General features: G+C 70.1%; 23 protein-coding genes. 7 read left to right on the plus strand and 16 right to left on the minus strand.

Features of this window, described 5'->3' with window-relative positions:
• The first annotated feature begins 39 nt into the window (after window positions 1-39).
• Together guaB and panE are read left to right on the plus strand one after the other, a co-directional pair.
• Window positions 40-1533 (plus strand): IMP dehydrogenase, encoded by a 1494-nt coding sequence (gene guaB / locus AC3WSN_RS00545; protein ID WP_238197542.1) that lies wholly within the window; start codon window positions 40-42, stop codon window positions 1531-1533.
• Window positions 1534-1540: 7 nt separating this feature from the next.
• Window positions 1541-2485, plus strand: a complete 945-nt coding sequence (panE, locus tag AC3WSN_RS00550; RefSeq protein ID WP_492535607.1) for a 2-dehydropantoate 2-reductase — start codon at window positions 1541-1543, stop codon at window positions 2483-2485.
• A gap of 21 nt (window positions 2486-2506) precedes the next feature.
• Here the strand turns inward: panE and AC3WSN_RS00555 are convergent, their stop codons facing one another.
• Entirely contained in the window at window positions 2507-2680 is a 174-nt protein-coding gene (locus AC3WSN_RS00555; protein ID WP_192706910.1) for a hypothetical protein, read from the minus strand.
• Window positions 2681-2833: 153 nt separating this feature from the next.
• Here AC3WSN_RS00555 and AC3WSN_RS00560 point away from each other — a divergent pair, with 153 nt between their 5' ends.
• Together AC3WSN_RS00560 and AC3WSN_RS00565 are read left to right on the plus strand one after the other, a co-directional pair.
• Entirely contained in the window at window positions 2834-4192 is a 1359-nt protein-coding gene (locus AC3WSN_RS00560; RefSeq protein WP_492542973.1) for an RsmB/NOP family class I SAM-dependent RNA methyltransferase, read from the plus strand.
• 102 nt (window positions 4193-4294) lie between these two features.
• Window positions 4295-5314 carry an alpha/beta hydrolase gene (locus tag AC3WSN_RS00565; protein ID WP_492535609.1) on the plus strand — a complete coding sequence of 340 codons (1020 nt, stop codon included), beginning with the start codon at window positions 4295-4297 and terminating at the stop codon, window positions 5312-5314.
• A 4-nt stretch (window positions 5315-5318) separates the two neighbouring features.
• Here AC3WSN_RS00565 and AC3WSN_RS00570 read toward each other — a convergent pair whose 3' ends face one another.
• The 4 genes from AC3WSN_RS00570 to AC3WSN_RS00585 form a co-directional block, all read right to left on the minus strand.
• The gene (locus AC3WSN_RS00570; protein ID WP_492535610.1) at window positions 5319-6557 is read right to left on the minus strand and encodes a peptide ABC transporter permease; all 1239 of its coding nucleotides are present in this window, start codon (window positions 6555-6557) and stop codon (window positions 5319-5321) included.
• A 116-nt stretch (window positions 6558-6673) separates the two neighbouring features.
• Window positions 6674-7198: a DUF2937 family protein gene (locus tag AC3WSN_RS00575; RefSeq protein ID WP_492535612.1), complete on the minus strand. Its 525-nt coding sequence runs from the start codon at window positions 7196-7198 to the stop codon at window positions 6674-6676.
• A 70-nt stretch (window positions 7199-7268) separates the two neighbouring features.
• On the minus strand, window positions 7269-8282 hold the full coding sequence (locus AC3WSN_RS00580) for a WD40 repeat domain-containing protein (RefSeq protein ID WP_492535613.1): 1014 nt from the start codon (window positions 8280-8282) through the stop codon (window positions 7269-7271).
• Window positions 8279-8953, minus strand: a complete 675-nt coding sequence (locus AC3WSN_RS00585; protein ID WP_492535615.1) for a YoaK family protein — start codon at window positions 8951-8953, stop codon at window positions 8279-8281. The genes AC3WSN_RS00580 and AC3WSN_RS00585 overlap by 4 nt, the downstream gene beginning before the upstream one ends.
• Before the next feature lie 207 nt (window positions 8954-9160).
• Here AC3WSN_RS00585 and AC3WSN_RS00590 point away from each other — a divergent pair, with 207 nt between their 5' ends.
• Both AC3WSN_RS00590 and AC3WSN_RS00595 read left to right on the plus strand, forming a co-directional pair.
• A complete protein-coding gene (locus AC3WSN_RS00590; RefSeq protein ID WP_492535616.1) occupies window positions 9161-9592 on the plus strand; it encodes a response regulator in 432 nt (143 codons plus the stop codon).
• Between the two features lie 24 nt (window positions 9593-9616).
• On the plus strand, window positions 9617-9979 hold the full coding sequence (locus tag AC3WSN_RS00595) for a photosystem reaction center subunit H (protein WP_492535618.1): 363 nt from the start codon (window positions 9617-9619) through the stop codon (window positions 9977-9979).
• Between the two features lie 16 nt (window positions 9980-9995).
• Here AC3WSN_RS00595 and AC3WSN_RS00600 read toward each other — a convergent pair whose 3' ends face one another.
• From AC3WSN_RS00600 to proB, 10 genes are all read right to left on the minus strand, one after another.
• Window positions 9996-10628: a DUF2939 domain-containing protein gene (locus AC3WSN_RS00600; protein ID WP_492535620.1), complete on the minus strand. Its 633-nt coding sequence runs from the start codon at window positions 10626-10628 to the stop codon at window positions 9996-9998.
• Between the two features lie 24 nt (window positions 10629-10652).
• A complete protein-coding gene (locus AC3WSN_RS00605) occupies window positions 10653-11207 on the minus strand; it encodes an RNA pyrophosphohydrolase (RefSeq protein ID WP_492535622.1) in 555 nt (184 codons plus the stop codon).
• A 95-nt stretch (window positions 11208-11302) separates the two neighbouring features.
• On the minus strand, window positions 11303-12535 hold the full coding sequence (locus tag AC3WSN_RS00610; RefSeq protein ID WP_492535624.1) for a divergent polysaccharide deacetylase family protein: 1233 nt from the start codon (window positions 12533-12535) through the stop codon (window positions 11303-11305).
• Between the two features lie 170 nt (window positions 12536-12705).
• Entirely contained in the window at window positions 12706-14046 is a 1341-nt protein-coding gene (locus AC3WSN_RS00615) for a S41 family peptidase (protein ID WP_192706921.1), read from the minus strand.
• Entirely contained in the window at window positions 14046-15428 is a 1383-nt protein-coding gene (locus AC3WSN_RS00620) for a murein hydrolase activator EnvC family protein (RefSeq protein WP_492535626.1), read from the minus strand. Before AC3WSN_RS00620 ends, AC3WSN_RS00615 begins: the two co-directional genes overlap by 1 nt.
• Before the next feature lie 6 nt (window positions 15429-15434).
• Complete coding sequence (gene rlmH, locus AC3WSN_RS00625; protein ID WP_492535628.1) at window positions 15435-15929, minus strand: 23S rRNA (pseudouridine(1915)-N(3))-methyltransferase RlmH; 495 nt, start codon at window positions 15927-15929, stop codon at window positions 15435-15437.
• A gap of 13 nt (window positions 15930-15942) precedes the next feature.
• Entirely contained in the window at window positions 15943-16380 is a 438-nt protein-coding gene (gene rsfS, locus AC3WSN_RS00630) for a ribosome silencing factor (RefSeq protein ID WP_192706923.1), read from the minus strand.
• A gap of 9 nt (window positions 16381-16389) precedes the next feature.
• A complete protein-coding gene (locus tag AC3WSN_RS00635; RefSeq protein WP_492535630.1) occupies window positions 16390-17064 on the minus strand; it encodes a nicotinate-nucleotide adenylyltransferase in 675 nt (224 codons plus the stop codon).
• Between the two features lie 19 nt (window positions 17065-17083).
• Window positions 17084-18382 carry a glutamate-5-semialdehyde dehydrogenase gene (locus AC3WSN_RS00640; protein ID WP_492535632.1) on the minus strand — a complete coding sequence of 433 codons (1299 nt, stop codon included), beginning with the start codon at window positions 18380-18382 and terminating at the stop codon, window positions 17084-17086.
• 159 nt (window positions 18383-18541) lie between these two features.
• Entirely contained in the window at window positions 18542-19657 is a 1116-nt protein-coding gene (gene proB, locus AC3WSN_RS00645; RefSeq protein ID WP_238197526.1) for a glutamate 5-kinase, read from the minus strand.
• Between the two features lie 297 nt (window positions 19658-19954).
• On the opposite strand from proB, the gene AC3WSN_RS00650 reads away from it, so the two are divergent.
• Entirely contained in the window at window positions 19955-21145 is a 1191-nt protein-coding gene (locus tag AC3WSN_RS00650) for a cupin domain-containing protein (protein ID WP_192706927.1), read from the plus strand.
• Between the two features lie 84 nt (window positions 21146-21229).
• Here AC3WSN_RS00650 and obgE read toward each other — a convergent pair whose 3' ends face one another.
• Window positions 21230-22258, minus strand: a complete 1029-nt coding sequence (obgE, locus tag AC3WSN_RS00655; protein ID WP_492535634.1) for a GTPase ObgE — start codon at window positions 22256-22258, stop codon at window positions 21230-21232.
• Window positions 22259-22317: the final 59 nt, after the last annotated feature.

The following is a 22317-nucleotide window of genomic DNA, read 5'->3' on the forward strand; positions in this document are numbered from 1 at the left end:
GCGACCCCCAACGCGCCGCCGTCCGAGGAAAGTTGGCACATGGCCCGAGTAGAAACCGCATCGATCATCGAGGGCCTGACCTTCGACGACGTGCTCCTGCGGCCCGCCGCCTCCTCGGTAATGCCCACCGAGGTGAGCGTGGCCTCCCGGCTCACCCGCACGATCCCCCTGAACCTTCCGATCCTCGCCTCCGCGATGGACACGGTCACCGAGGCGCCGATGGCCATCGCCATGGCGGCCGCCGGCGGGATGGGCGTGATCCACCGCAACCTGGAGCCGCCGGAGCAGGCCGAGCAGGTCCGGCTCGTCAAGAAATACGAGTCCGGCATGGTGATGAACCCCATCACCATCCACCCCGACGAGACGCTGGCCGACGCCTTCGAGGTGATGAAGCTCAATCGGATCTCGGGGATTCCGGTGGTCGAGCGGGGACCCAACGGCTCGCGGGGCAAGCTCGTCGGCATCCTGACCAACCGCGACGTCCGCTTCGCCACTAATTCCAACCAGCCGGTCGCCGAGCTGATGACCCGGGACCGCCTGATCACGGTCCGCGAGGGCGTCACGCAGGACGAGGCCAAGCGCCTGCTCCACCAGTTCCGGATCGAGAAGCTGCTGGTCGTCGACGACCATTACCGCTGCATCGGCCTGATCACCGTCAAGGATATCGAGAAGCGGGTCACCTACCCGAACGCCGTCAAGGACGAGCAGGGCCGCCTGCGGGTCGCCGCTGCCACCACGACGGGCGACAGCGGCTTCGAGCGGGCCGAGCGCCTGATCGACGCCGGCTGCGACGTGATCGTGGTCGACACCGCCCACGGCCACTCGATCAAGGTGCTCGACGCCGTCGCGCGGGTGAAGCAGCTCTCCAACGCCGTGCAGGTGGTCGCCGGCAATGTCGCCACCCGCGAGGGCGCCCAGGCGCTGATCGACGCCGGCGCCGACGCCATCAAGGTCGGCATCGGCCCGGGCTCGATCTGCACGACCCGCATCGTCGCCGGCGTCGGCGTGCCGCAGCTGACGGCCCTGATGGAAGCGGTCGAGGCCGCGTCCGACGCCGACATCCCGGTGATCGCCGACGGCGGCATCAAGTATTCCGGCGACCTCGCCAAGGCGATCGCCGCTGGCGCCTCCGTGGCGATGCTCGGCTCGCTGCTCGCCGGCACCGACGAGGCGCCCGGCGAGGTGTTCCTCTACCAGGGCCGGTCGTACAAGTCGTACCGCGGCATGGGCTCGGTGGGCGCGATGGCCCGCGGCTCGGCCGACCGCTACTTCCAGGCCGAGGTGAACGACACCCACAAGCTCGTGCCCGAGGGCATCGAGGGGCAGGTGCCCTACAAGGGTCCGGTCGGCAACGTCCTCCACCAGCTCGCCGGCGGCCTGCGCGCCGCCATGGGCTACGTGGGTGGCGCCACGATCCCGGAGTTCCAGGAGCGGGCGCGGTTCATCCGCATCACCAATGCCGGCCTGCGCGAGAGCCACGTCCACGACGTGACGATCACCCGCGAGAGCCCGAACTACCCGTCGCGGACCTGAGGCACCGATGCGCACGCTGATCGTCGGAGCCGGCGCGACCGGCGGCTATTACGGGGCCCGGCTCGCCGAGTCGGGTGCCGACGTGACCTTCCTGGTCCGGCCAGCACGGGCGGCGAAGCTGGCGGCGGACGGGCTCGTCGTCCGCAGCCCGCTGGGCGACCTGCATCTTCCGAACCCGCCGACGGTCACGGCCGACCGGCTGGCTGAGGCCGGGCGCTTCGACCTGATCCTCTTGTCCTGCAAGGCCTACGACCTCGACAGCGCCCTCGCGGATCTCGCCCCCGCCGTGGGAGCGGAGACCGCGATCCTGCCGGTGTTGAACGGCATGTCGCATCTCGACGCGCTCGATTCCCGCTTCGGTGCCGCACGGGTGCTCGGCGGATCCTGCGCGATCGCCGCGACTGTCGCCCCGGACGGCGCGATCCGGCATATGAGCGAGCTGTGCAGCATCACCTACGGCGAGCGGGACGGATCGCGCTCAAGCCGGATCGAGGCGGTCGACGCCCTGATGCGCGGGCTGAAGTTCCAGTCCCGGCTCAGCGACGTGATCCTGCTCGAGATGTGGGAGAAGTGGGTCTTCCTTGCGACGCTCGCGGGCGCCACGACCCTGATGCGCGCCGCCGTCGGCGACATCGTGGCGGCCCCCGAGGGGACCGCGTTCATCGCGGCGCTCCACGCGGAATGCACGGCCGTGGCCGCCGCGAGCGGATTCGAGCCGCGGGCCGTCGTGGCGGAAAGGGCCCGGGCGCAGCTGACCGCGGCCGGGTCGACGTTCACGGCCTCGATGCTGCGCGACATCGAGAACAAGGGGCGGATCGAGGCGGACCATGTGATCGGCGATCTGATCGCCCGTGGCCAGCGGCTGGCGCCGGAGGCGTCGTTCCCGGTTCTGGCCGCGGTCTATACCGGCCTCAAGGCCTACGAGGCCCGCCGGGCGCGGGAAGCGGCCTGAGCCGCACCCCTCGGCAATCGCTCAGTACCGGCCGGGCGGCGGCGGAGGCGGGTTGCCGTATTCCAGCTGGGTCTTGGCATCGACCGGCCGGCGCGGGGGCGGCGTCAGGTCCGGCTGGGCGGCGGGTGCGCTCGCGCAGGCAGCGAGGGAAGCGGCGACCAGGGCCGCGCAGGCGACCCGAACAACGCTCGTCATGGGCTGAGATACTCCTAAGAGGCGACCGGCGGCGGTCCGCGCTGGTCGGCCGCAGACGGATGCCATAGGACACGCGGCGGGCCGCGATGGACCAACCGCCCGACGGTCTGAGCCGCGAACGTGCTGGAAGCTCGGCCGTATCGTGGCGGCTTCGTGGGCCAAGCGTGGCCGTTTTACGTTGTCGTTGACGCATTCCAAAGGATCCGAACCCTGACCCCCGCCGCTCGCTGCTCCGCCGCCATCGAAGTCCTCACCGATATCGCCGAGCGCCGCCGGCCGGCCGCCGATGCGCTGAAGGATTGGGGCCTCGCGCACCGTTTCGCCGGATCGGGCGACCGCGCCGGCATCGCGAGCTTGGTCTACGACGCCCTCCGCCGCCGGTCGTCGGCCGCATGGATCATGGGCTCGGACACGCCGCGCGCCATCCTGATCGGTGCGCTGCGGCTCCAGCAGGGGCTCGCCGCGGCCTCGGTGGCATCCCTGTTCTCGGGCGATCGTTTCGCGCCGGAGCCCTTGAGCGACGTGGAGCGCGCCCGCCTGGAGACCGGCACGCTGGAGGACGCGCCGCCCGAGGTGGCGGGCGATGCGCCGGCCTTCGCGCTTCCGGAGCTGGCGGCCGCGCTCGGTGACGATCTGGTTCCCGAGCTGAAGGCGCTGGCCCGACGCGCACCTCTGGATATCCGCGTCAACGCCCTGCGCGGCAGCCGCGAGGACGTGATGCCGGCCCTCGCGGCTTTCGAGGCGGCGCCGGCTCCCCACGCGCCGCAGGGCCTGCGGATCCCGATCGGCGCGGATGGGCGCGGGCCTGCCCTCCACGTCGAGGCGGAGTTCCTGGACGGCTGGTACGAGATCCAGGATGAGGGATCGCAGCTCGCCGCACTCCTGGCCGCGCCGCGGCCCGGCGAGACCATCGTCGACCTCTGCGCCGGCGGCGGCGGCAAGACCCTGGCCCTTGCCGCCGAGACCCGGAACGGCGCGCGCCTCATCGCCACCGACGGCGACCCGCGCCGCCTCGCGCCGATCCATGAACGCCTCCGCCGCTCGGGCGCCGTGGCCGAGGTGCGCACGCCGCGGACCGGCAAGGCGCGCGTCGACGTCCTGGAGGATCTGGATGGCCGCGTCGACCGGGTCGTGGTCGACGCGCCCTGCACCGGCTCCGGCACGTGGCGCCGCAACCCGGACGCCAAGTGGCGCCTGCGGCCCGGCAGCCTGGCGCTGCGGACGGCCGAGCAGGCCCAGGTCCTCGACCGGGCGGCGCGGCTGGTGAAGCCCGGAGGGCGGATCATTTACATAACCTGCTCGCTGCTCCCGTCCGAGAACGACGCGGCAGTGGCCGGCCTGATCTCCCAGTGGCGCGGTCGCTTCGACGTCGTTCCAGCGGAGGATGTGCTGGCTGCGGGACCGGCCTCGCTGCGGGACGCGGTGCGCATCACCGCGCAGGGCGTGCAGATGAGCCCGTTGCGCACCGGCACAGACGGTTTCTACGTGGCTGTGATCGCCCGACGGGGCTGAGGCGCGAAACCGCGGCGGGACCGCGACGTTGGACCCGGGCTCCCGCGGGAGCCGGGTCCGTCGACGGGCGGCCTCGAATGCGGCCTCATCCCGGAGATGCCCTTGCGCCTCGACCGCCGACTGCTGCTCGCCGGACTGGGGAGCGCCTTCGGTCTGCGCTCCGCGCGGGCTGAGAGCGAGGGAACGTCGCAAGCCGCTCCCCAGGCGGCCCCGCACGAGGCGATCCGCGCGCTGCCGCGCTCGCTGCCGGGAGCGGATCTGCAGGTAATCGATCTCTGGCCCGGCGCTCCGCCGGGCGGCGGCAGCGGACCCGACGCCGACGGGTATCGCTACGTTGAGGGGACCTTCGGCGACATCACCCGCGTGGCCCGGCCCTGCCTCCTGGTCATGCGGCCGGCCAATGCCAACGGCGCGGCGGTGATCGTCGCGGCGGGGGGCGGATACGAGTTCATCGCGCTCGGCAACGAGGGCGTTCCGGTCGGTCGGGTGCTCAACGCAGCGGGCATCACGGTCTTCCTGCTGATCTACCGTTTGCCCGCCGAGGGCTGGGGGGCGGGGCCGGACGCCCCGCGGCAGGACGCGCAGCGCGCCCTCCGGCTGGTTCGGGCGCGCGGAACAGAGCTCGGCGTGGACCCCGCGCGGGTCGGCGTCCTCGGCTTCTCGGCGGGCGGACATCTGATGGGCGAGACGGCGGTGGGCAGCGCCCTCGACCTCTACCCGGGCGTCGACGCGGTGGATTACCAGCCGGTGCGGCCGGCCCTGGCCGGGCTGATCTACCCGGTCATCACCATGCGCAAGCCGTTCGACCGGACCCACACCCGCCGAATCCTGGTGGGCGACGAAGTCACGCCCCTAGAGATGAAGACCTACTCGGTCGACCTGCAGGTCGGGCCGGAGACGCCGCCGACATTCCTGGTGCAGGCGATCGACGATCCCGTGGCGGTGGCCGACCACCCGCTGCTGATGTTCTCCGCCCTGCGCAAGGCGCGGGTTCCGGCCGAGCTCCACCTGTTCGAGCGCGGCGGCCACGGGTTCGGTCTCGGCGCACCCGGTACGCCGGTGGCCGCCTGGCCCGGCCTGTTCCTGGCCTGGATCCGGCTGCACGGTTTCCTGCGGAACTGATCTCTCAGCTCTCGCCGGTGTTCAGGCGGTGCAGCTTGGCGACCTTCGGCCGGCTGGTGCGGAACTGGCCCCGCTCCACCGACACGAACACGACGATCGCGATGGCGAGCGTCGTCAGCCACCAGATCGCCGTCAGGCCGACGCCGAGGCACGCGACCGTGAAGGCGGCCGCGAAGCAGCCCATCGCGCCCGGGACCAGGGCCGGACCGTCCCGTCCCGCCCGCCGGATCGAGGCGTAGAGCGCGAAGGCGGCCGCCAGCGCCCCGACGATGCCGAGTTCGTACCAGAACTCAAACAGCGCCGTGGTCGGTGCGTTCAGCGGCAGAAGACCGACTAAGCGTCCGCGCAGGGCCGTCTCGAAACCGTGGCCGGTGATCAGCCGCACCGGGTCGGTGGTCACCACCTTCTGCCAGCTCTTCAGGGACAGCACGGCCGGGGCGAGAGGTCCCAAGATGGCCGCGCCGACTGGGCGCGCCAGGAAGGGCAGCAGCGGCGCCACGGCCAGCAGCAGGGCCGACAGGGTCGCCGTCAGGGTGACGCCGAGCTTCGGCCGGTAGCTCGTCACCGCGAAGGCGAGGGCGCCGACCGAGAGGGCGGCGATCTGGGTCGCGTCCGGCTGGACCGTGAGGGCGAGGGCGACGAGGAGGGCGAGCCCGAGGGCCTCGCGGTCGCGGCGCCTGGACCGGAGCCAGGCCAGAGCCGGCCAGACGAGGAGGATCAGCAGGACGAGGCCGCGATCCAGGGCACCGTCATCCTCGGTGCCGGACGGCGCCATATGGGCCCCGAAGACGCCGAGCACGATCGCCACGATGGCGCCTGCCACGACGCCGAGTGGAAGCAGGTAGAGGTTCGCCGAGCGCATCCGGTCGGGCAGCGCCAGGTAGCCCAGCAGCGCCAGCCCAATCGTGGCAGCGAGGTTCGCCAGCCGTTCGAGGGCAGCCCCGGGGAATGGCGTCCAGGTCAGCGACAGGGTCGACCACAGCACAACCAGCATCCCGGCCAGGAAGGCCGGGGCAGTCAGCAGGCGGGAGGTGGCCGGCCGCACCGGCCGCTGCCGCCTGTCGATGACGCTGGCGATGATCAGCAGGATCACGGCGATCGGTGCCAGGATCACGGAGGCGCGCCGCGCTACCTGCGCGAGGACGGGGAGCACGACGAACAGGCCGAAGAAGCCGATGCGCCGCAGCAGCGCGGCGGCGTCGAGCGCCGGGTCGATGGTCGTGGATTTCGACGCGCGCGGCATCGTGTGCCTTTTCCCGGACCGGGACGGTCGGATCCCTGCTCGATACGCAAGGCTCGCGCAAGCCGCTGTAGACGTTGCGCCACACTGCGCTGCGCACTTCCGGTTGCGCGCGGCCCTCAGGCGACCGTCGCGGCCGTGCGCGGGCGACGGCGCACGACCCGCCGGCCGACATCCGACACGACGCGCCAGCCGCCCCAGACTGCGAAGAACCCGATCAGACCGGCCGCCAAGCCGTCGGCGGTGGTGGGAACGGCCGGGCTGAAATCATGGTAGGCTGCTCGAGCGACCGGAAGGTCGGGATCGCGCAGCATGGCCACGACACGGCCAAGCGGGCTGCTCGTCGTTGCCAGGGCCGCTTGCTGAGCGCTAAGCCGGGCCAGCCGGGCGATGTCGTCGCGCGCTGCCTCGCCGCGTCGCGCGACGAGCTGGTCCGGATTGGACCGAAGCCGGTCGACGGCGCCGTCGCGGGTCGTGCCGGACGCCTGCGCGTCGGATTCCAGCACGGCCACCTGCCGGCGCAGCTCATCGGCGGCACCGCCGAGACGTTGCGCGTATTGCTGCGCGAATTCGGGCGCCTGCGCCGCGACAACGCCGCCGAGCAGGCCCAGGGCGAGGCCGAAGGTGCGGATGACGCGGAACACGGCGAAACTCCGGCGGGGTGAATCGGTCACCGACAAAGAGCATGCCGGCGGTCCCGGTTCCAGCAGCGGCTCAGCCCGGCAGGGTCAGCAGCCCCGCTTTGCCGTCGCTGCAGCCGAAGAGCAGCCGGCTGCCGCGGCCGTCCCAGGCCAAAGCCGTCACGCCGCTGCCCGGCACCGCGGGACGCACAAGAAGTTCGGCGGCATCGGTGAAGCGTACCAGCAGGATGCAGCCGTCCTCGTAGCCCATCGCCAGGACCGGCGCCTTCGGGTGGAAGGCGACCCGGGAGACCCGCGCCGGCCGGACGCCGCATTCCCGCGGGGCCTTTCCGGTTGGGCCCTCCTTCGAGTCGAACGGCCAGACGATCGCCGCCTCGGCGCCGCTGGTCGCAAGCCAGTGCCCGTCCGACGACCACGACATCGAGCGGACCTTGCCGGGATAGCCCGACATCCGCATGTGGCCGCGATCCGGCTGAAGACGCCAGCCGTGGAGGGCGTTCTCCTGCATGGTCGAGACCACGAAGCGGCCGTCCGGCGACCACGTCACGTCGATATGCGAGCCCTTCCAGCTGATCACCTCGGCGGGGGTCTCGAGGTTCGGGTACCAGAGGCTGACGCCGTTGTAGTGGGCGACCCCGAGCCGGTAGCCCTTGGGCGCGAAGACGAGGCCGCGGGCCGTCGAGGGCGCCTCGAAGCTGCGCTCTCGGCCCTTGGCGTCGCGCGCCACGACGGCGCGGCCGGCCGACCACGCCACCGCGCCGTCCGGATGGACTGCGAGCGCGTCGATCCAGGCGCCGCCCTTGGCGAGGCCGAGCTGGTCCATCGCCCCGTCGGCCCGGATCGCGACCACGCGACCGTCGTCGCCACCGGTCACCAAGCGGTCGCCGCCGCTGGCCGCAACGAGGATCCCGCTCTCGGGATGAGCGGCAACACGCGTGGCGGCGTCGCCGCGGAACAGGGCGACCGTGCCATCGCTGAGCGCCAGGGCCGGAATGTCCTTCAGGAACTGCGCGGCGACGACGTGAGCGCCGGCTTCGAGGGCGGTGACGTGCTCGGTGAGGGAGGGATTGCTGACGGAGCTGCTCATAGCGAAGGAACTTTCGTGGCGGGCGAACCGGCGCGCAAGACGAGAATGGCGGTAATCAGCGCGAGACCGCCCGAGATCGCGGCCGGTGCGATCAGGGCGTAGAGGCTGAAGATCCCGTAGGCGTGCGCCCCGAGATACGCGCCGAACAGCAGAGACAGCCAGACCAGCCCGTCGCCGACCCAGCCCAGGGGATCACCGGTGCGGGTCAACGCCTGGGCGATCTTCTGGCCCAGGCTGAACAGCGCGCCCGTGACGAAGGTCGTGCCGGCGCGGAAGCCCTTCACCTGCGCAAGGACTGCGTTCTGCGAGCCCATCGCCACGGCGACGAAGAACGCCGCGAGGCCGAGCTCAGGCGATTCGAGCCCCAGCCCGAGGCCGCCGAGGATCAGCAGCGACTCGTAGGCGAGCACGATCGGCGTCGTCCATCGCGGGGGCACCAGAATCGCCAATCCGCTGCCCAGGACGGACCCGGTGAGGAAGGCGAGGAGCAGTGTCGCGGGCAGCACCATCCGGTGAAGCTCGGCCGCCGCGCCGAAGACGGCGAGCTGCGTGGTGTTGCCGCTCATAAATGAGGTGTAGAGGCCGCCGAGGCGCACGAAACCGAGGGCGTCGACGTATCCGGCAAGCCCGGTCAGCAGGAGGCCGATGCCCAGCTGCCAGGACCGGCTCACGCTTCGGCTCCGTGGTCGCGTCTCGGTAACCAGTCGTTAACCATTCCGGCCGCTTCGTTGAGGAGTGCCGGGGCGGGGTTAACGCACCGCTCACCAAACCCAAGCAATTTGATCGTAACAGGGTGAACACCCCGTCGGAGGGGGCCGTTGCCCCTGCGATCCGGTCCGGGGACACCGTGCCCCCGCCGGGTGAGTGGGAGTTGCGTCATGGTTCCGTTCGCCGCCGCTTTCGTCTGCCCGTCCATGCCTGTGCTGGACTCGGCCGCCGCCACGATCCTGGTTGTCGAGGACGAGCCGACCGTGTGCGAGCTGGCCGCCGAAGTGCTCATCGACGAGGGGTATCGGGTGATCACCGCCGCGGATGCTTGGGAAGCCGAGGCGATCCTTGCCCGAGAGAGCATCGACATGCTCTTCACCGATATCGACCTCGCCCGCAATACGAACGGCCTGTCGCTCGCGCGCCGGGCGCGCAGCCTCTGCCCGGATCTTCCGGTGGTCTACACCTCGGGCGGCCGAGCCTGCCTGCCCGCCGGCGAGGCCGTCACGCATGCGGTGTTTCTGCCGAAGCCCTACCGCCCCAGCCAGCTTGTGGGACTCACCCACGACATCCTGCGCGTCGCGCACCTTCACCACGCCTGAACTGGATCTTCGAGGATCACCGCCATGTGGCGCTCCCTAAAAGCGACCGGCCTCGCTCTCGCCCTTGCGGCCGCCGCTCTGCCGGCGCGGGCTGCCTGCGATGTGAAAGGTGCGCAGATCGAGGAAGCGATCGCCGCCAAGAGCGAGCTGCGCGCGGACGCCAACGCTCAGACGGTGCGGGACCTGCGCACGTTGCGCGACGCCGCCATCGTTCTCGAGACGTACAAGTTTCCCGGAGAATGCGAGGTCCTGCTCGGGATCGCGAAGTCGTTGCTGGCCAATCCGGGCAAGACCATCGAGCAGGGCGGCGACACCGACGAGGACAAGGCCGAGGGCCTGGTCGAGGCGCGGGAGCCCAAGGACGCGTCCGGCGCCAAGGCGAAGTGACGCCGGCGCCCGCAGGTCACTGACGCTCCTCTCCCACGCTGGCTCCGATCTTGGCGCGCGCCAGCGCCCGACCGAGCTTCGCGGCAATCTGTTCGCGCAGCATGTCGGCCATCTCGATGTCGACCAATCGCCAGGTGAGACCGCGCAGGCGCAGGCGTATCCGGGTCCGCTCCGTGCGGGGCGCTTCGGGGGGAATCGGGATGACGACGGCGCGAAAGCCCCGCATCTCCAGCGCCGCATAATACGGCATCAGCCGCCCGACACTGCGGATCGCGAGGCCCTCCGGTCGCGTGCCGGCCGGACGCTCCACGTCGAGCTTGTCCGGCCAGCCGTTCGCCAGCAGATCGATGACGGTCTCAGGCGTGACCATCGTCTCGGACAGGGCCAGCGCAAGCCCGTAGGCGGCATCGTTGAGGCGCTGGCGATCACGGGGTTCCAGATCCGGATCGGTCTCCGAAGCACTCCGCATGGCGGCCGTGATCTGGCGCACAAGGGACAGCCGGAGCGTCCGGAAGTTCACGTGGTTCTCGACATAGACGGTGTCGTGCCGCCGGACCGCCTGGGCGAGATCGTAGAGCGACCAGAGCGGACTCATCGTGAAGGCGAGCCACGCGAGGGCAATGCCGAGCGGGATCGCCAGCCAGCGCACCGCCTCAAATTCCCGGAGGCGGCGTCATGGCCGGCTCGCCCATGATTCGAGGCCGGAGAATGCCGCGGCCACGCTCTCGTAGACGGGTCGCTTGAACGGCACGATCAAGTCGGGGAGCTCGGACATCCGCGCCCAGCGCCACGCGTCGAATTCCGGCTTGTGGGCGCCGCCGCCCGGACGCTGCACGTCGATCAGATCCTCGCTGCCGAGGAAGCCGTAGGCGAACCACTTCTGAGACTGCCCGCGATAGCGGCCCTTCCAGGCCTGCTTCATGACGGCGGGCGGCAGGTCGTAGGCGAGCCAATCCGGGATCTCCGCGAGCAGCTTGACCGCTTCCGGCGGAACATTGGTCTCCTCGAACAGCTCGCGACGGGCCGCGACTTCCGGATCCTCGCCCGGATCGATGCCGCCTTGCGGCATCTGCCACATATGCGGGCCGGCCACGTGCTCGGGTCCGGCATCCTTGCTCCGGCGCCCGACGAAGACGCCGCCCGAAGGCGCAATCAGCGCGATGCCCACGCAGGGCCGGTAGGGCAGGGCGTCGCCCGGGTCCGAATCCGTCGTCATCGCCAGGACCATAGGTCAGCCGTATCCGGCGCGGCAACGGCGATCGCCGAACGAGATCTCGGCATGGCCCCCGGATCGACTTGCCCGCTATAAAACCGACTGATCACTCAATCAGCCGTAGAGACGCGCTTGTCGCGGGCGCCGCGCAGCGCCACGCTGGCCGGCACGAGGCGAAGACCGCGCGCATCGAGATCCTTGGCCCAGCGGACGATCCGGTCGACGCTGAGGACGGATCCGCTCGTCGAGACGAGGACGAATCCGTCGGCGCGCGCTCGCGCCTCGGCCTGGGCCAGGGCCGCATCGATGGCTTCGGCGCGCGGCGTGGCATCGAGGACGATCTCGGCACGAGCGATCGGCGTCCGGCTCTTGTTGGCGGGCGGGTTGACCGGCTTCGGCCCGGTCCCGTCATCGAGGAAGCCGAGACCGCGGGCGCCGATCTCGCGGAGAACGGGCTCGAAGGCGGCGTCCGCCATCAGCTTGGAGCCCATGAAGTTCGCCACCCCGACGTAGCCGGGAAACCGCGCCAGCGCCCAGGCGAGGCGCTCGGCGTTTTCCGGTCCCTTGAGTGCGGTCAGAAGGGTCTGCGGGCCGGGATCGCTGTCGGGGTAGTCGAACGGCTCCATGGGCAGCTGGAGGAAGACCTCATGGCCGGCATCGCGGGCCCGGGCCGCGGCGCGCTCGGCCTCTCCGCCGTAGGGCAGGAAGGCGAGGCTGACGGCCGCCGGCAGACGCGCCGTCGCGCCCGCCGTGGCGGCCTGACCGACGCCGAGGCCCGTCACCACGACGGCGATGCGCGGGCCGGTGCCGGGCTCCTCGGCCCGGGCGTAGACATCGAGCGCGCGGACGCGGCCCTCGCCGAGCTTCGGCAAAAGGCCGTGGCGTCCCGTCTCGCTGATCCGCGGATCCGGCGCCGGGGCGAGCCGCGGCGCGGTTGGCGGCGGGATCCGGATCAGCACCGCATCGGTGGGCCCGGAGCCGGCCGGACGCACGACCGTGACGCCGGACGCGGTTTCCAGCTCCTCGGCGCTCCGCTGGAGCCGGGACGCCGCGGGCGCTGGCGCTGTAGCCTGCGGATCGACGGCGGTCGGAATCGGAGCAGCGGGCCGAATCGAGGGTTCGCGGAGGGTGATCTTCGCCTCGACGCGCGGCTCGCCGCCCTGGGGATCGCCGAGCAGCAGGACGAGGCCGGCTGAACCGGCGAGGGCGATCGCGATCGCGCTGCCCGCAACCATGGGCCGGCGCAGCACCGCGACGAGGCGCTCGAACCGGCCGGCGGGTGGCTCCGGCGCCTCCGGCAGCCCGAGGGGCCGCGTGAGGATATCGTCGGTGGACTCGGTCAAGCGGATCTCTTGCGGGATCGCGGTCCATGCGCCGGCGAGCGCGGCGCGGATCCCGCTCCATTCCCGTCCGGCATGGTTAACGTTCCGCTAATGCCAGCTCCGGAAAACAAAGATCCCGCCCGGCTGGTGTGCCGGACGGGACCGCTGGTCGTCCTGTGTCTGAGACAGGATCAGTTCGGCAGGCTCGGCTTCTGCTGCTGCGCCGCCGGCGTGCCGTTGGCCGCGCCCTTCTGGATCCCGTGCAGGAAGTCCACGGCCGAGATCAGCTGCTTGTCCTTGGCCGGATCCGGCGGCACGTAGGCGGACGAACCGCCGCGCTCGTCGGTATCCTTCTGCTTGAGGTGCCCCTTGAGGCCGGCCTCACCCTTGGTCTCGTCCTTGCCCTTCAGCTCGTCGGGAACGTCCTGCAGCACCTCGACGTCGGGCTCGATGCCCTTCGCCTGGATCGAGCGGCCCGACGGCGTGTAGTAGCGCGCCGTCGTGAGCCGCAGCGCGCCGGAACCGCCGAGCGGGATGATCGACTGCACCGAGCCCTTGCCGAAGGACCGCGTGCCCATGATGGTCGCGCGCTTGTGATCTTGGAGGGCGCCCGCGACGATCTCGGACGCGGAGGCCGAGCCGCCGTTGACCAGCACCACCACCGGCTTGCCCTTGGTCAGGTCGCCGGACTTGGCCGAGAACCGCTGCGTCTCATCCGGGTTGCGGCCGCGGGTCGACACGATCTCGCCGCGATCCAGGAAGGCGTCCGAGACCATCACGGCCTGATCGAGCAGGCCACCCGGGTTATTGCGCAGGTCGATGACGTAGCCCTTGATCTTGTCGGCACCGATATCGCTCGTGAGCTTGTCGATGGCGGCGCGCATACCGTCGAAGGTCTGCTCGTTGAACTGGGTGAGACGGATGTAGGCGACGTCGCCGCCCTCAACCTTCGAGCGCACCGGCTTGATCTTGATCACGTCGCGGGTGAGCGTGACGTCGATCGGCTCCTTGGACTCCTTGCGGGAGATCTTGAGCTTGACGCTCGAGTTCACCGGGCCGCGCATCTTGTCGACGGCCTGGTTCAGGGTGAGGCCCTGGACCTGATCGTCGTCGATCTGCGTGATGACGTCGTTGGCGAGCAGGCCGGCCTTGGCGGCGGGAGTGTCGTCGATCGGGGTGACGACCTTGATCAGGCCGTCCTCCATCGTGACCTCGATGCCGAGCCCGCCGAATTCGCCGCGGGTGGTGGTCTGCATGTCGCGGAACGCCTTGGCGTCCATGTAGCTCGAATGCGGATCGAGCGAGGTCAGCATGCCGTTGACCGCGGCCTCGATCATCTTCGACTCGTCGGGCTTCTCGACGTAGTCGGTGCGGACCTTCTCGAACACGTCGCCGAACAGGCTGAGTTGACGATAGGTCTCGGCCGAGGCGGCCACGGCCCGCGGACCCGACAGGAAGTCGGTCTGGGTGGCCACCATGGAGGTGCCGGCACCCAAGAAGGCGCCCAGCATGATCAGGGATGTCTTGCGCATCAGCCGCGAACCTTCTCGCCAAGTACCGTATTGTTGGGGCTCTTCGCCCACCACGGCTCCGGATCGATGGAGCCGCCGTCCTTCTTGAACTCGACGTACAGGGTGGGATCGCCGTCGGACCCGCCAGGGCCCGCACCCTTCTCGCCCATGTTGCCGACCGGTTCGCCCGCGAGCACGAACTGGCCGACCTCGACGCTGATCTGATCCATCCCCGCGAGCAAAAGATAGTAGCCGTCGCCCGCGTTGATGATCAAGAGTTGGCCATAGGACCGAAAAGGGCCCGCGAACTGCACCCACCCATCCGCCGGCGAGGACACCACCGCCTTCGGGCGCGTCGCGTAGGACACGCCGCGGGTGCTGCCCCCGTTGCCGTCGGGCTGATTGAAGCCCCGGGCCATGCGTCCGCTCACCGGCCGCGGCACTTCGCCCCGCGCGTCGGCGAAATGCATCTTGGGTGCCAGACGGGCGGGATCCCGGAAGCCCGCCGCGGCAAATCGCTCCTGCGTCACCCGGATCTCGCGCTCGGCCGCGGCCTTCGCCTCCTCGGCCGACCGTTTCGCCGCTACGACTTCCGCCTCGGTCCTGTCCAGCAGATCCTTCAGGTTCTTGGCCTGGACGCCGAGCTCTGCGGCGCGGCGCCGCTCCGCGGTGAGGCCGCTCTCGATCTCGGCTTGGCGGGCGCGCCGGGCTGCGACCAGCGCCTGAAGCCGCTGCTGCTCACGCGCCCAGCCCGCAAGGTCGTTGCTGAGGCCTTCCTTGTCCTGCGCGATCAGGCCGCGCAGGCGGATCATCTCCGCGAGATCGGCCGCCAGGGTATCGACCTCCCCGCGCAGTTCCGGGACCACCGCGCCGAGCAGCATCGACGTCCGAATTGCCGCCAGCATGTCCTCCGGGCTGACCAGCACCGCGGGCGGAGGCCTGCGTCCCATCCGCTGCAGCGCGGCCAGGATCTCGGCCACGATGCCGCGCCGGGCCTGGAGCGAATGCCGGATGGCGGCTTCGCTCTCGCTCATCGCCTTCAGGCGCTCCTCGAGGCGGCTCAGCCGCTCCTCGGTGGCTTGCGCCTGTCGTCCGGCATCGACGAGGGCGGCGTCCAGCTTGGCGCGGTCGGAACCGATCGCGGCGATCTCGGATTCGAACTGCGTCCGCTGGCCGGCGCTGGCGGCGAGCGCGTCCTGCACCCGCTTCAGGTTCTCGGCCCGGCGGGCACGCTCCTCGTCCGCGCGCTGGATTGCCTCCGCGTCCTTCGGCGGCGGCGTTTCGGCCCAGACCGGCACAGCGAGCGACACGAACGCCGACACAGCCAGGAGCGAGGCGAGGGCCGTCCGGAACGCGCGAACTTGATTGGGGTGACCAGTCGGGCCTGCGTCTGCGGTCGCCACGTCGGATCAGCCTGCTTCGCCCCGGTGATACGGGTGGCCGGCCAGGATGGTCAGGCTGCGATAGATCTGTTCCAGAGCCAGCACGCGCACGAGTCCGTGGGGCAGAGTTGCAGCCCCGAACGACAGGATCAGCTCCGCCTTCGTCCGAATTGAGGCGTCCAGACCATCGGGCCCGCCGATCGCCACGACCAGCGCCGGTCGACCGACATCGCGCCACGCGGCGACGCGCTGCGCGAGCGCCTCGCTCGGCAGATCGGCCCGACCACGTTCGTCGTACGCGACGAGGACGCCGCCGGAGGGCAGCAGAGTGGCGAGCGCCGCAGCTTCCTCGCTACAACGATCGACGGCCCTCCGTGCGCGGGATTCCGGGATCTCGATGCTGTCGCAGGATGGGAAGCCGAGCCCGCGGCCCAATTGAGCGGCCCGGTCGCGGTATCGTGACGCGAGTTCCCGCTCCGGGCCGGCCTTCAGCCGCCCGACCGCTGCGAGGAGCAGGCGCAAGCGGGTGAGACGCCTAGCCGGCCGCGAGCCCGACCGGACGGTCCGCGCCCCACATCTTCTCAAGATTGTAGAAGCCGCGCACCTCGGGGCGGAAGATGTGAACCAGCACGTCGCCGGCATCGATCAGGACCCAGTCGCAGGCTGGCAGACCTTCGACCCGGGCGTTGCCGAAGCCGCGGTTCTTCATCTCCTGGATGATCTTGTCGGCGATCGAGCCGACATGGCGCTGCGAACGTCCCGACGCGATGATCATCGTGTCGGCGAGCGATGTCTTGCCGGCCAGATCGATCGCGATCGTCTCCTCGGCCTTCATCTCGTCGAGGCATCCGAGGGCGAGAGCCTTCAAATCGTCCGAGCGCGCCTGACCGGATTCCTCCGGTGTCTGGACGGGGGTGCGGATCGTCTCCGTGCGGATGGTCTCGGGCAGAGTCCTAGTTCCTCGTGATGCCACGCGGCCGCATCATGCCTCGTGGGTTAGTATGAAATTGGCGGCTTCGGGCGCCGATTGCAACTGCGCCGCGACCTGTCGCTCACGACTTCCCTGCATTCCGTTGCGGATGGCGGTCGAGGAGAGATGCGATCGGGGACCGTGCAGGAAGACCCAGGCGGGGGGCGGCCGCAGTGCGAGCGTCGGCGCGGCCGCCTCCGGCAGACGCGTTCCCGCCAAGCGCCGCGCGGCACGCGCGCTCAGCGGGGTCAGGGTCCAGCCGGGCCGGTCGATGACGGCGATCGGCACGCGATGCGCGATCTCGGCGAAGCCCTTCCAGCGGTGAAACGTCCCGAGCGAATCAGCCCCCATGATCCAGACGAAATGCACGCCGGGACATCGGCGGGTGAGAACGCGCAGGGTCTGCACGGTGAAGCGGACGCCGAGCGCCGCCTCGACGCCGGTCACCGCGATGCGTGGATGCCGGGCGATCCGCTCGGCCTGGCGACACCGCTCCTCGACCGGCGGCAGAGCGTCCCGACTCTTGAGCGGGTTGCCTGGGCTCACGAGCCACCAGACCCGGTCCAGCCCGAGCCGGCGCAGGGCCATCAGGGTGACGTGGCGATGGCCGGCATGGGCCGGGTTGAAGGATCCGCCGTAAAGACCGATCCGCATCCCGGGCGCGCTCGGCGGCAGGTTCAGCCGCACGCCGGGCCTGGGGCTGGCCTCACGGGCGAATCTGACCGCTGCCGTGGACGCGATACTTGAAGGTGGTCAGCTGCTCGACTCCGACCGGCCCGCGCGCATGCATGCGCCCGGTGGCAATGCCGATCTCGGCCCCGAAACCGAACTCGCCGCCGTCGGCGAACTGCGTCGAGGCGTTGTGCGTCACAATCGCGGAATCCACCTCCGCAAGGAAGCGCGTCGCCTCGGCATCATCCTGCGTGATGATCGCGTCGGTGTGGTGCGAGCCGTAGGTCTCGATGTGCTCGATGGCCGCATCGATCCCGTTCACCACGCGGACCGCTATGATCGCGTCGAGATATTCGGTGTGCCAATCCTCCTCGGAGGCGGCAGTCACGCGCGGGTCGATCGCCTGGGTCTCGGCATCGCCCCGGACGGCGCAGCCGGCATCGGCCAGTGCGGTGACGAGGGGCGCGAGATGCGTTGCCGCGCAGGCGCGATCGACCAGCAGGGTCTCGGCGGCGCCACAGACGCTGGTCCGCCGCATCTTGCTGTTCAGCAGGACGGTCCGGGCCATGTCGAGGTCCGCCGCGGCGGCGACGTAGACGTGGTTGATACCGTCGAGATGCGCGAAGACCGGCACCCGAGCCTCGGCCTGAACGCGCTCGACGAGGCCGCGGCCGCCCCGGGGCACGATAACGTCGACGCAGTCGTCGAGGCCGGCCAGCATCAGGCCGACGGCGGCCCGATCGCGGGTCGGCACGAGCTGGATCGCGTCCTCCGGTAGACCGGCATCGGCCAGACCGCGGCTCATCGCCCGGGCGATCGCCATGGCTGTCCGATGAGAGTCGGACCCGGCCCGGAGGATCGCCGCGTTGCCGGCCTTGAGGCACAGGGCGCCGGCATCCGCGGTGACGTTCGGGCGGCTCTCGAAGATCACGCCGACGACTCCGAGCGGCACCGCGATGCGCTCGATCAGCAGGCCGTTCGGCCGCTCGATCGCGGCGAGCTGGCGCCCCACCGGATCGGCCAGCGATCCGACCTTCTCCACGGCATCCGCCATGGCGGAGAGGCGGCCGGGATCGAGGGTCAGCCGATCGATCAGCGCGGCGCTCTGGCCGGCATTGCGCGCCGCCGCGACATCGCGGGCATTCTCGTTCAGGATCTCGTCCCGGCTCGCCCGTAGGCGCTCCGCGATCGCCTTCAAGGCGACATCCTTGGTCCGGGCCGAAGCCAGCGCCATCCGTCGTGCCGCGGCCCGAGCGCGACGGCCGATGGCGGCCATCTGCTCCGGAAGCGCGTCAGCCTCGGCGAAATCCGATCTCAGGTTCAGGACGGGCACTTCGGCGTCCTCGCTACGCGACGGCCGCTCATCTGGCCGAACGGGGTTGAGGGACGGTATTTGCACACCGGACGCCGCACATACAAGAGCGCTTGCTTGCCCTTCGGCTCAATAATCGATCCCGGAAAGATTAAGCAGATTGCGAGCGAACTGAATTAACTAGAACAATGCCAAGTCATCGCGGTGCACCATCCAGGCACGGCCTGGATAATTGAGCACGTCCGGAATACGGGCGCTCGGGTGTCCAATGATCAATCCGGCCTCGGCACTGTCGTAGGCCACAAGACCTCGGCCGAGCACGCGGCCCTCCGGATCACGGATCACCACGGCGTCGCCGCGAGAGAAGCTGCCCTCGATCGCGCGCACGCCGACGGGGAGCAGGCTGGCGCCACCGCGCAGGGCTTTGACCGCACCGGGATCGATGGTCAGCGTCCCGCGCGGCTCCAGCGAACCGGCGATCCAGGTCTTGCGTGCGGCGGTCGGCGTGGAGCCCGACAGGAACCACGTACAGCGAGCCCCGTCCCGCATCGCCTTCAACGGGTTCTTCCCCCGCCCGTCGGCGATGACCAGATGCGTGCCGCCGGACGCGGCAATCTTGGCCGCCTCGACCTTGGTGCGCATCCCGCCCCGCGACAGTTCCGAGGCCGGGCCCCCCGCCATCGCCTCGATCTCGGGGGTGATGCGCTCCACCACCGGCAGGTGGCGCGCGTCTGGATCGCTCTTCGGCGGCGCCGTGTAGAGGCCGTCGATATCCGAGAACAGGACCAGCACGTCGGCGTCGATCATGGTGGCGACGCGAGCGGCGAGCCGATCGTTATCGCCGTAGCGGATCTCGGAGGTCGCCACCGTGTCGTTCTCGTTGACCACAGGCACCGCGCGCATTTCCAAAAGCTTCAGCACCGTCGCCCGGGCGTTCAAGTAGCGGCGGCGCTCCTCGGTATCCTGGGGCGTCACCAGGATCTGCCCGGCGACGATGCCGTGGTGGCCCAGCGCCTCGGCCCAGTGCCGCGCGAGGGTGATCTGACCTACGGAGGCAGCCCCCTGGCTCTCCTCGAGCCGCAGGGCGCCGGCCGGCAGACCGAGCACCGTCCGCCCGAGCGCGATGCTGCCCGAGGATACGACGAGCACATCGACCCCGCGGGCGTGCAGTTCCGCGATGTCCTCGGCCAAGGCCGCAAGCCAGGCATGCCGCAGGCGGCCGGCGCCGCGATCGACCAGAAGCGCCGAGCCGACCTTGATGACGATGCGGCGGAAATCTTCGAGGGCAGGGATCATGATTCTTGTAGCGGCGGCTGCACCGACGCGGTTTGGACGAAGACGGGGCTGTTGAACAGCCACCGGGGCGCAGTGCAGCCCCGGGCCCGCTTTGCCGGGCCCCGTCGACATTCGCCGCTTCCGGTTGACCGTCACGCCTGACACGTTTTTCGAAGCGTCATCATCCCTCACGACCTCGTGAGTATTTGGCATGCCAAATGTCGATATTGCAGCGCCACAGCGCGCCGGGCCCTACGGGTGGCGCGCCGTAGCGGGCGCAGGGTCGCCCGGCCTCACGACAGACAGGACACAGATACGATGGACGCGAATCGACGCGCGTTTCTCGGGACCGCCGCGCTCGGCGCCGGCGGTCTCGTCGCTCTCACCCAGCAGGCCGCTGCGGCGGCTACCGACCACGGCGCGCCGGGCGCCGGCGGCTTCGGCCGCGACGTTCAACAGCTCCCCCCGGGCGCTCAGGTTGCCTATCACGATCCCAAGGATGTCGGCGCCATGCCCGACTTCCACTTCTCGCTCGACGGCAACGTGCCGAAGATCACGTCCGGCGGCTGGGCCAAGGAGGCCACGGTCCATCAGTTCCCCATCAGCAAGGGGATCGCGGGTGTGCACATGTTCCTCGACCCTGGCGCTTCGCGCGAGCTGCACTGGCACGCGATCGCGGCCGAGTGGGCCTACGTGATCGACGGTCGCTGCCAGACCGTGGTTCTCGACCCGTCGGGGGCGAGCGAGATCAACAATTACGAGCCGGGCGACCTCTGGTTCTTCCCGAAGGGCCACGGCCACTCGATCCAGACGATCGGCGACAAGCCGTGCCACTTCATCCTGTCGTTCGACAACGGCGCCTTCTCGGAGCACGGCACCTTCTCGATTACCGACTGGGTGGACGTGTCCCCGAAGGACATGCTGGCGGCCGATTTCGGGCTGCCGAAGGAGGCGCTCAATGCCTTCCCGAAGGGCGAGGCCTATATCCAGGCCGGTCCGGTGATCCCGCTCTCCCAGGCGCTCGATGCGCCCTGGCCGAAGGAATCGACTCACAAATTCCGGCTCCTCAAGGACCCGCGCGCCGTGCGCGAGTTCGACGGCGGCACCTTCCGCCTCGCCACCGTGGACGAGTGGCCGGTCTCCAAGTCGATGTCGGGCGGCGTCATGACTATCCGGCCCGGCCAGATGCGCAAGTTCCACTGGAACGTGAACGCCAACGAGTGGCACTTCTACCTGAAGGGTAAGGGCCAGGTGGCTTTGTTCGGCTCGGGCGGTCGCGGCAAGGTCGCGGAGTTCAATCCGGGCGACGTGGCCTACATCCCCCAGGGCTTCGGTCACGCGATCAAGAATGTCGGCGACGAAGACCTGGAGATCATCCAGACCTGGGACAACGGCAAGTTCGAGGAGATCGACCTCGATGCCTGGATCAAGGCCAGCCCGAACTATCTCGTGTCGAACAACTTTGCCGGCGTACCGGCCGAGACGATCGCCAAGCTGAAGCAGGGCTGATCGCACGCACAGAAACGGATCGCCGGCAGGGCTCGCATCGAGCGGCCCTGCCGGCGCCTTCACGCTACCGGAGCCTTCGACCTCTCACGGCTGCCAGGCAGCCTCAGGTTCCCGATCCGCCTCCGCGCTGGCGTCGATCTCGGCCTGAAGCGCTCGCAGCGCCTCCGGCACGCCCTTCCGGCTCGCCGAGGACAGGACCAGCGGAGCGCGGCCGGCCGCGCGCTTCAGCTTGGCCACCTGGCTCTTCAGGGTCTCGGCATCGAGGGCGTCGGCCTTGGAGAGCGCCACGACCTCGGGCTTCTTGGCAAGGCCGTTGCCGTAGGCCTCGATCTCGCCGCGCACCAGCTTGTAGGTCTTGCCGGCATGCTCGCTCGTGCCGTCCACGAGGTGCAGCAGCACGCGGCAGCGCTCCACATGAGCCAGGAACCTGTCGCCGAGCCCGACGCCCTCATGCGCGCCCTCGATCAGGCCCGGGATGTCGGCGAGAACGAACTCGCGCCCGTCCGAGCGGACGACGCCCAGGCCGGGATGCAGGGTGGTGAACGGGTAGTCGGCGATCTTCGGCTTGGCCGCTGTGACGCTGGCGAGGAACGTCGACTTGCCGGCGTTCGGCAGGCCGACGAGGCCGGCATCGGCGATCAGCTTCAGCCGCAGCCAGATCCACATCTCCTGGCCTTCCTGACCGGGATTGGCGTGCTTCGGGGCGCGGTTGGTGGAGGTGGTGAAGTAGGCGTTACCGAAGCCGCCGTTGCCGCCCTTGGCGAGGCGGATCTTCTGGCCGACCTCGGTCAGATCGGCGAGCAGCGTCTCGCCGTCCTCGGCGAAGATCTGCGTGCCGGCTGGGACCTTCAGAACGGCATCGGTCCCGTTCGCGCCGTGGCAGTTCGAGCCCATGCCGTGCTCGCCCTTCTTGGCCTTGAAGTGCTGCTGGTATCGATAGTCGATCAGGGTGTTGAGCCCCTCGACGCACTCGACCCAGACGTCGCCGCCGCGGCCGCCATCGCCGCCGTTCGGGCCGCCGAACTCGATGAACTTCTCCCGCCGGAACGAGACGCAGCCGGGACCGCCGTCCCCGGAGCGGACATAGACCTTGGCTTCGTCGAGGAACTTCACGGCTCGATTCCCTAATCGGGTGCGGATCCCAGACCCGCACCATCATCCTCGTCAGCGGT

This window comes from Methylobacterium sp. FW102-HT35C08 (genome assembly GCF_058790235.1).

What these genes read in the sequence shown, in the direction of transcription:
- AC3WSN_RS00580 (WP_492535613.1), bottom strand. Translation starts at nt 8,282, where the DNA reads ATGAGCAGCTCCGTCAGCAATCCCTCCCTCACCGAGCACGTCACCGCC.
- guaB (WP_238197542.1), top strand. Translation starts at nt 40, where the DNA reads ATGGCCCGAGTAGAAACCGCATCGATCATCGAGGGCCTGACCTTCGAC.
- AC3WSN_RS00605 (WP_492535622.1), bottom strand. Translation starts at nt 11,207, where the DNA reads ATGGTCCTGGCGATGACGACGGATTCGGACCCGGGCGACGCCCTGCCC.
- AC3WSN_RS00555 (WP_192706910.1), bottom strand. Translation starts at nt 2,680, where the DNA reads ATGACGAGCGTTGTTCGGGTCGCCTGCGCGGCCCTGGTCGCCGCTTCC.
- AC3WSN_RS00590 (WP_492535616.1), top strand. Translation starts at nt 9,161, where the DNA reads ATGGTTCCGTTCGCCGCCGCTTTCGTCTGCCCGTCCATGCCTGTGCTG.
- proB (WP_238197526.1), bottom strand. Translation starts at nt 19,657, where the DNA reads ATGATCCCTGCCCTCGAAGATTTCCGCCGCATCGTCATCAAGGTCGGC.
- AC3WSN_RS00570 (WP_492535610.1), bottom strand. Translation starts at nt 6,557, where the DNA reads ATGCCGCGCGCGTCGAAATCCACGACCATCGACCCGGCGCTCGACGCC.
- panE (WP_492535607.1), top strand. Translation starts at nt 1,541, where the DNA reads ATGCGCACGCTGATCGTCGGAGCCGGCGCGACCGGCGGCTATTACGGG.
- AC3WSN_RS00595 (WP_492535618.1), top strand. Translation starts at nt 9,617, where the DNA reads ATGTGGCGCTCCCTAAAAGCGACCGGCCTCGCTCTCGCCCTTGCGGCC.
- AC3WSN_RS00615 (WP_192706921.1), bottom strand. Translation starts at nt 14,046, where the DNA reads ATGCGCAAGACATCCCTGATCATGCTGGGCGCCTTCTTGGGTGCCGGC.
- AC3WSN_RS00650 (WP_192706927.1), top strand. Translation starts at nt 19,955, where the DNA reads ATGGACGCGAATCGACGCGCGTTTCTCGGGACCGCCGCGCTCGGCGCC.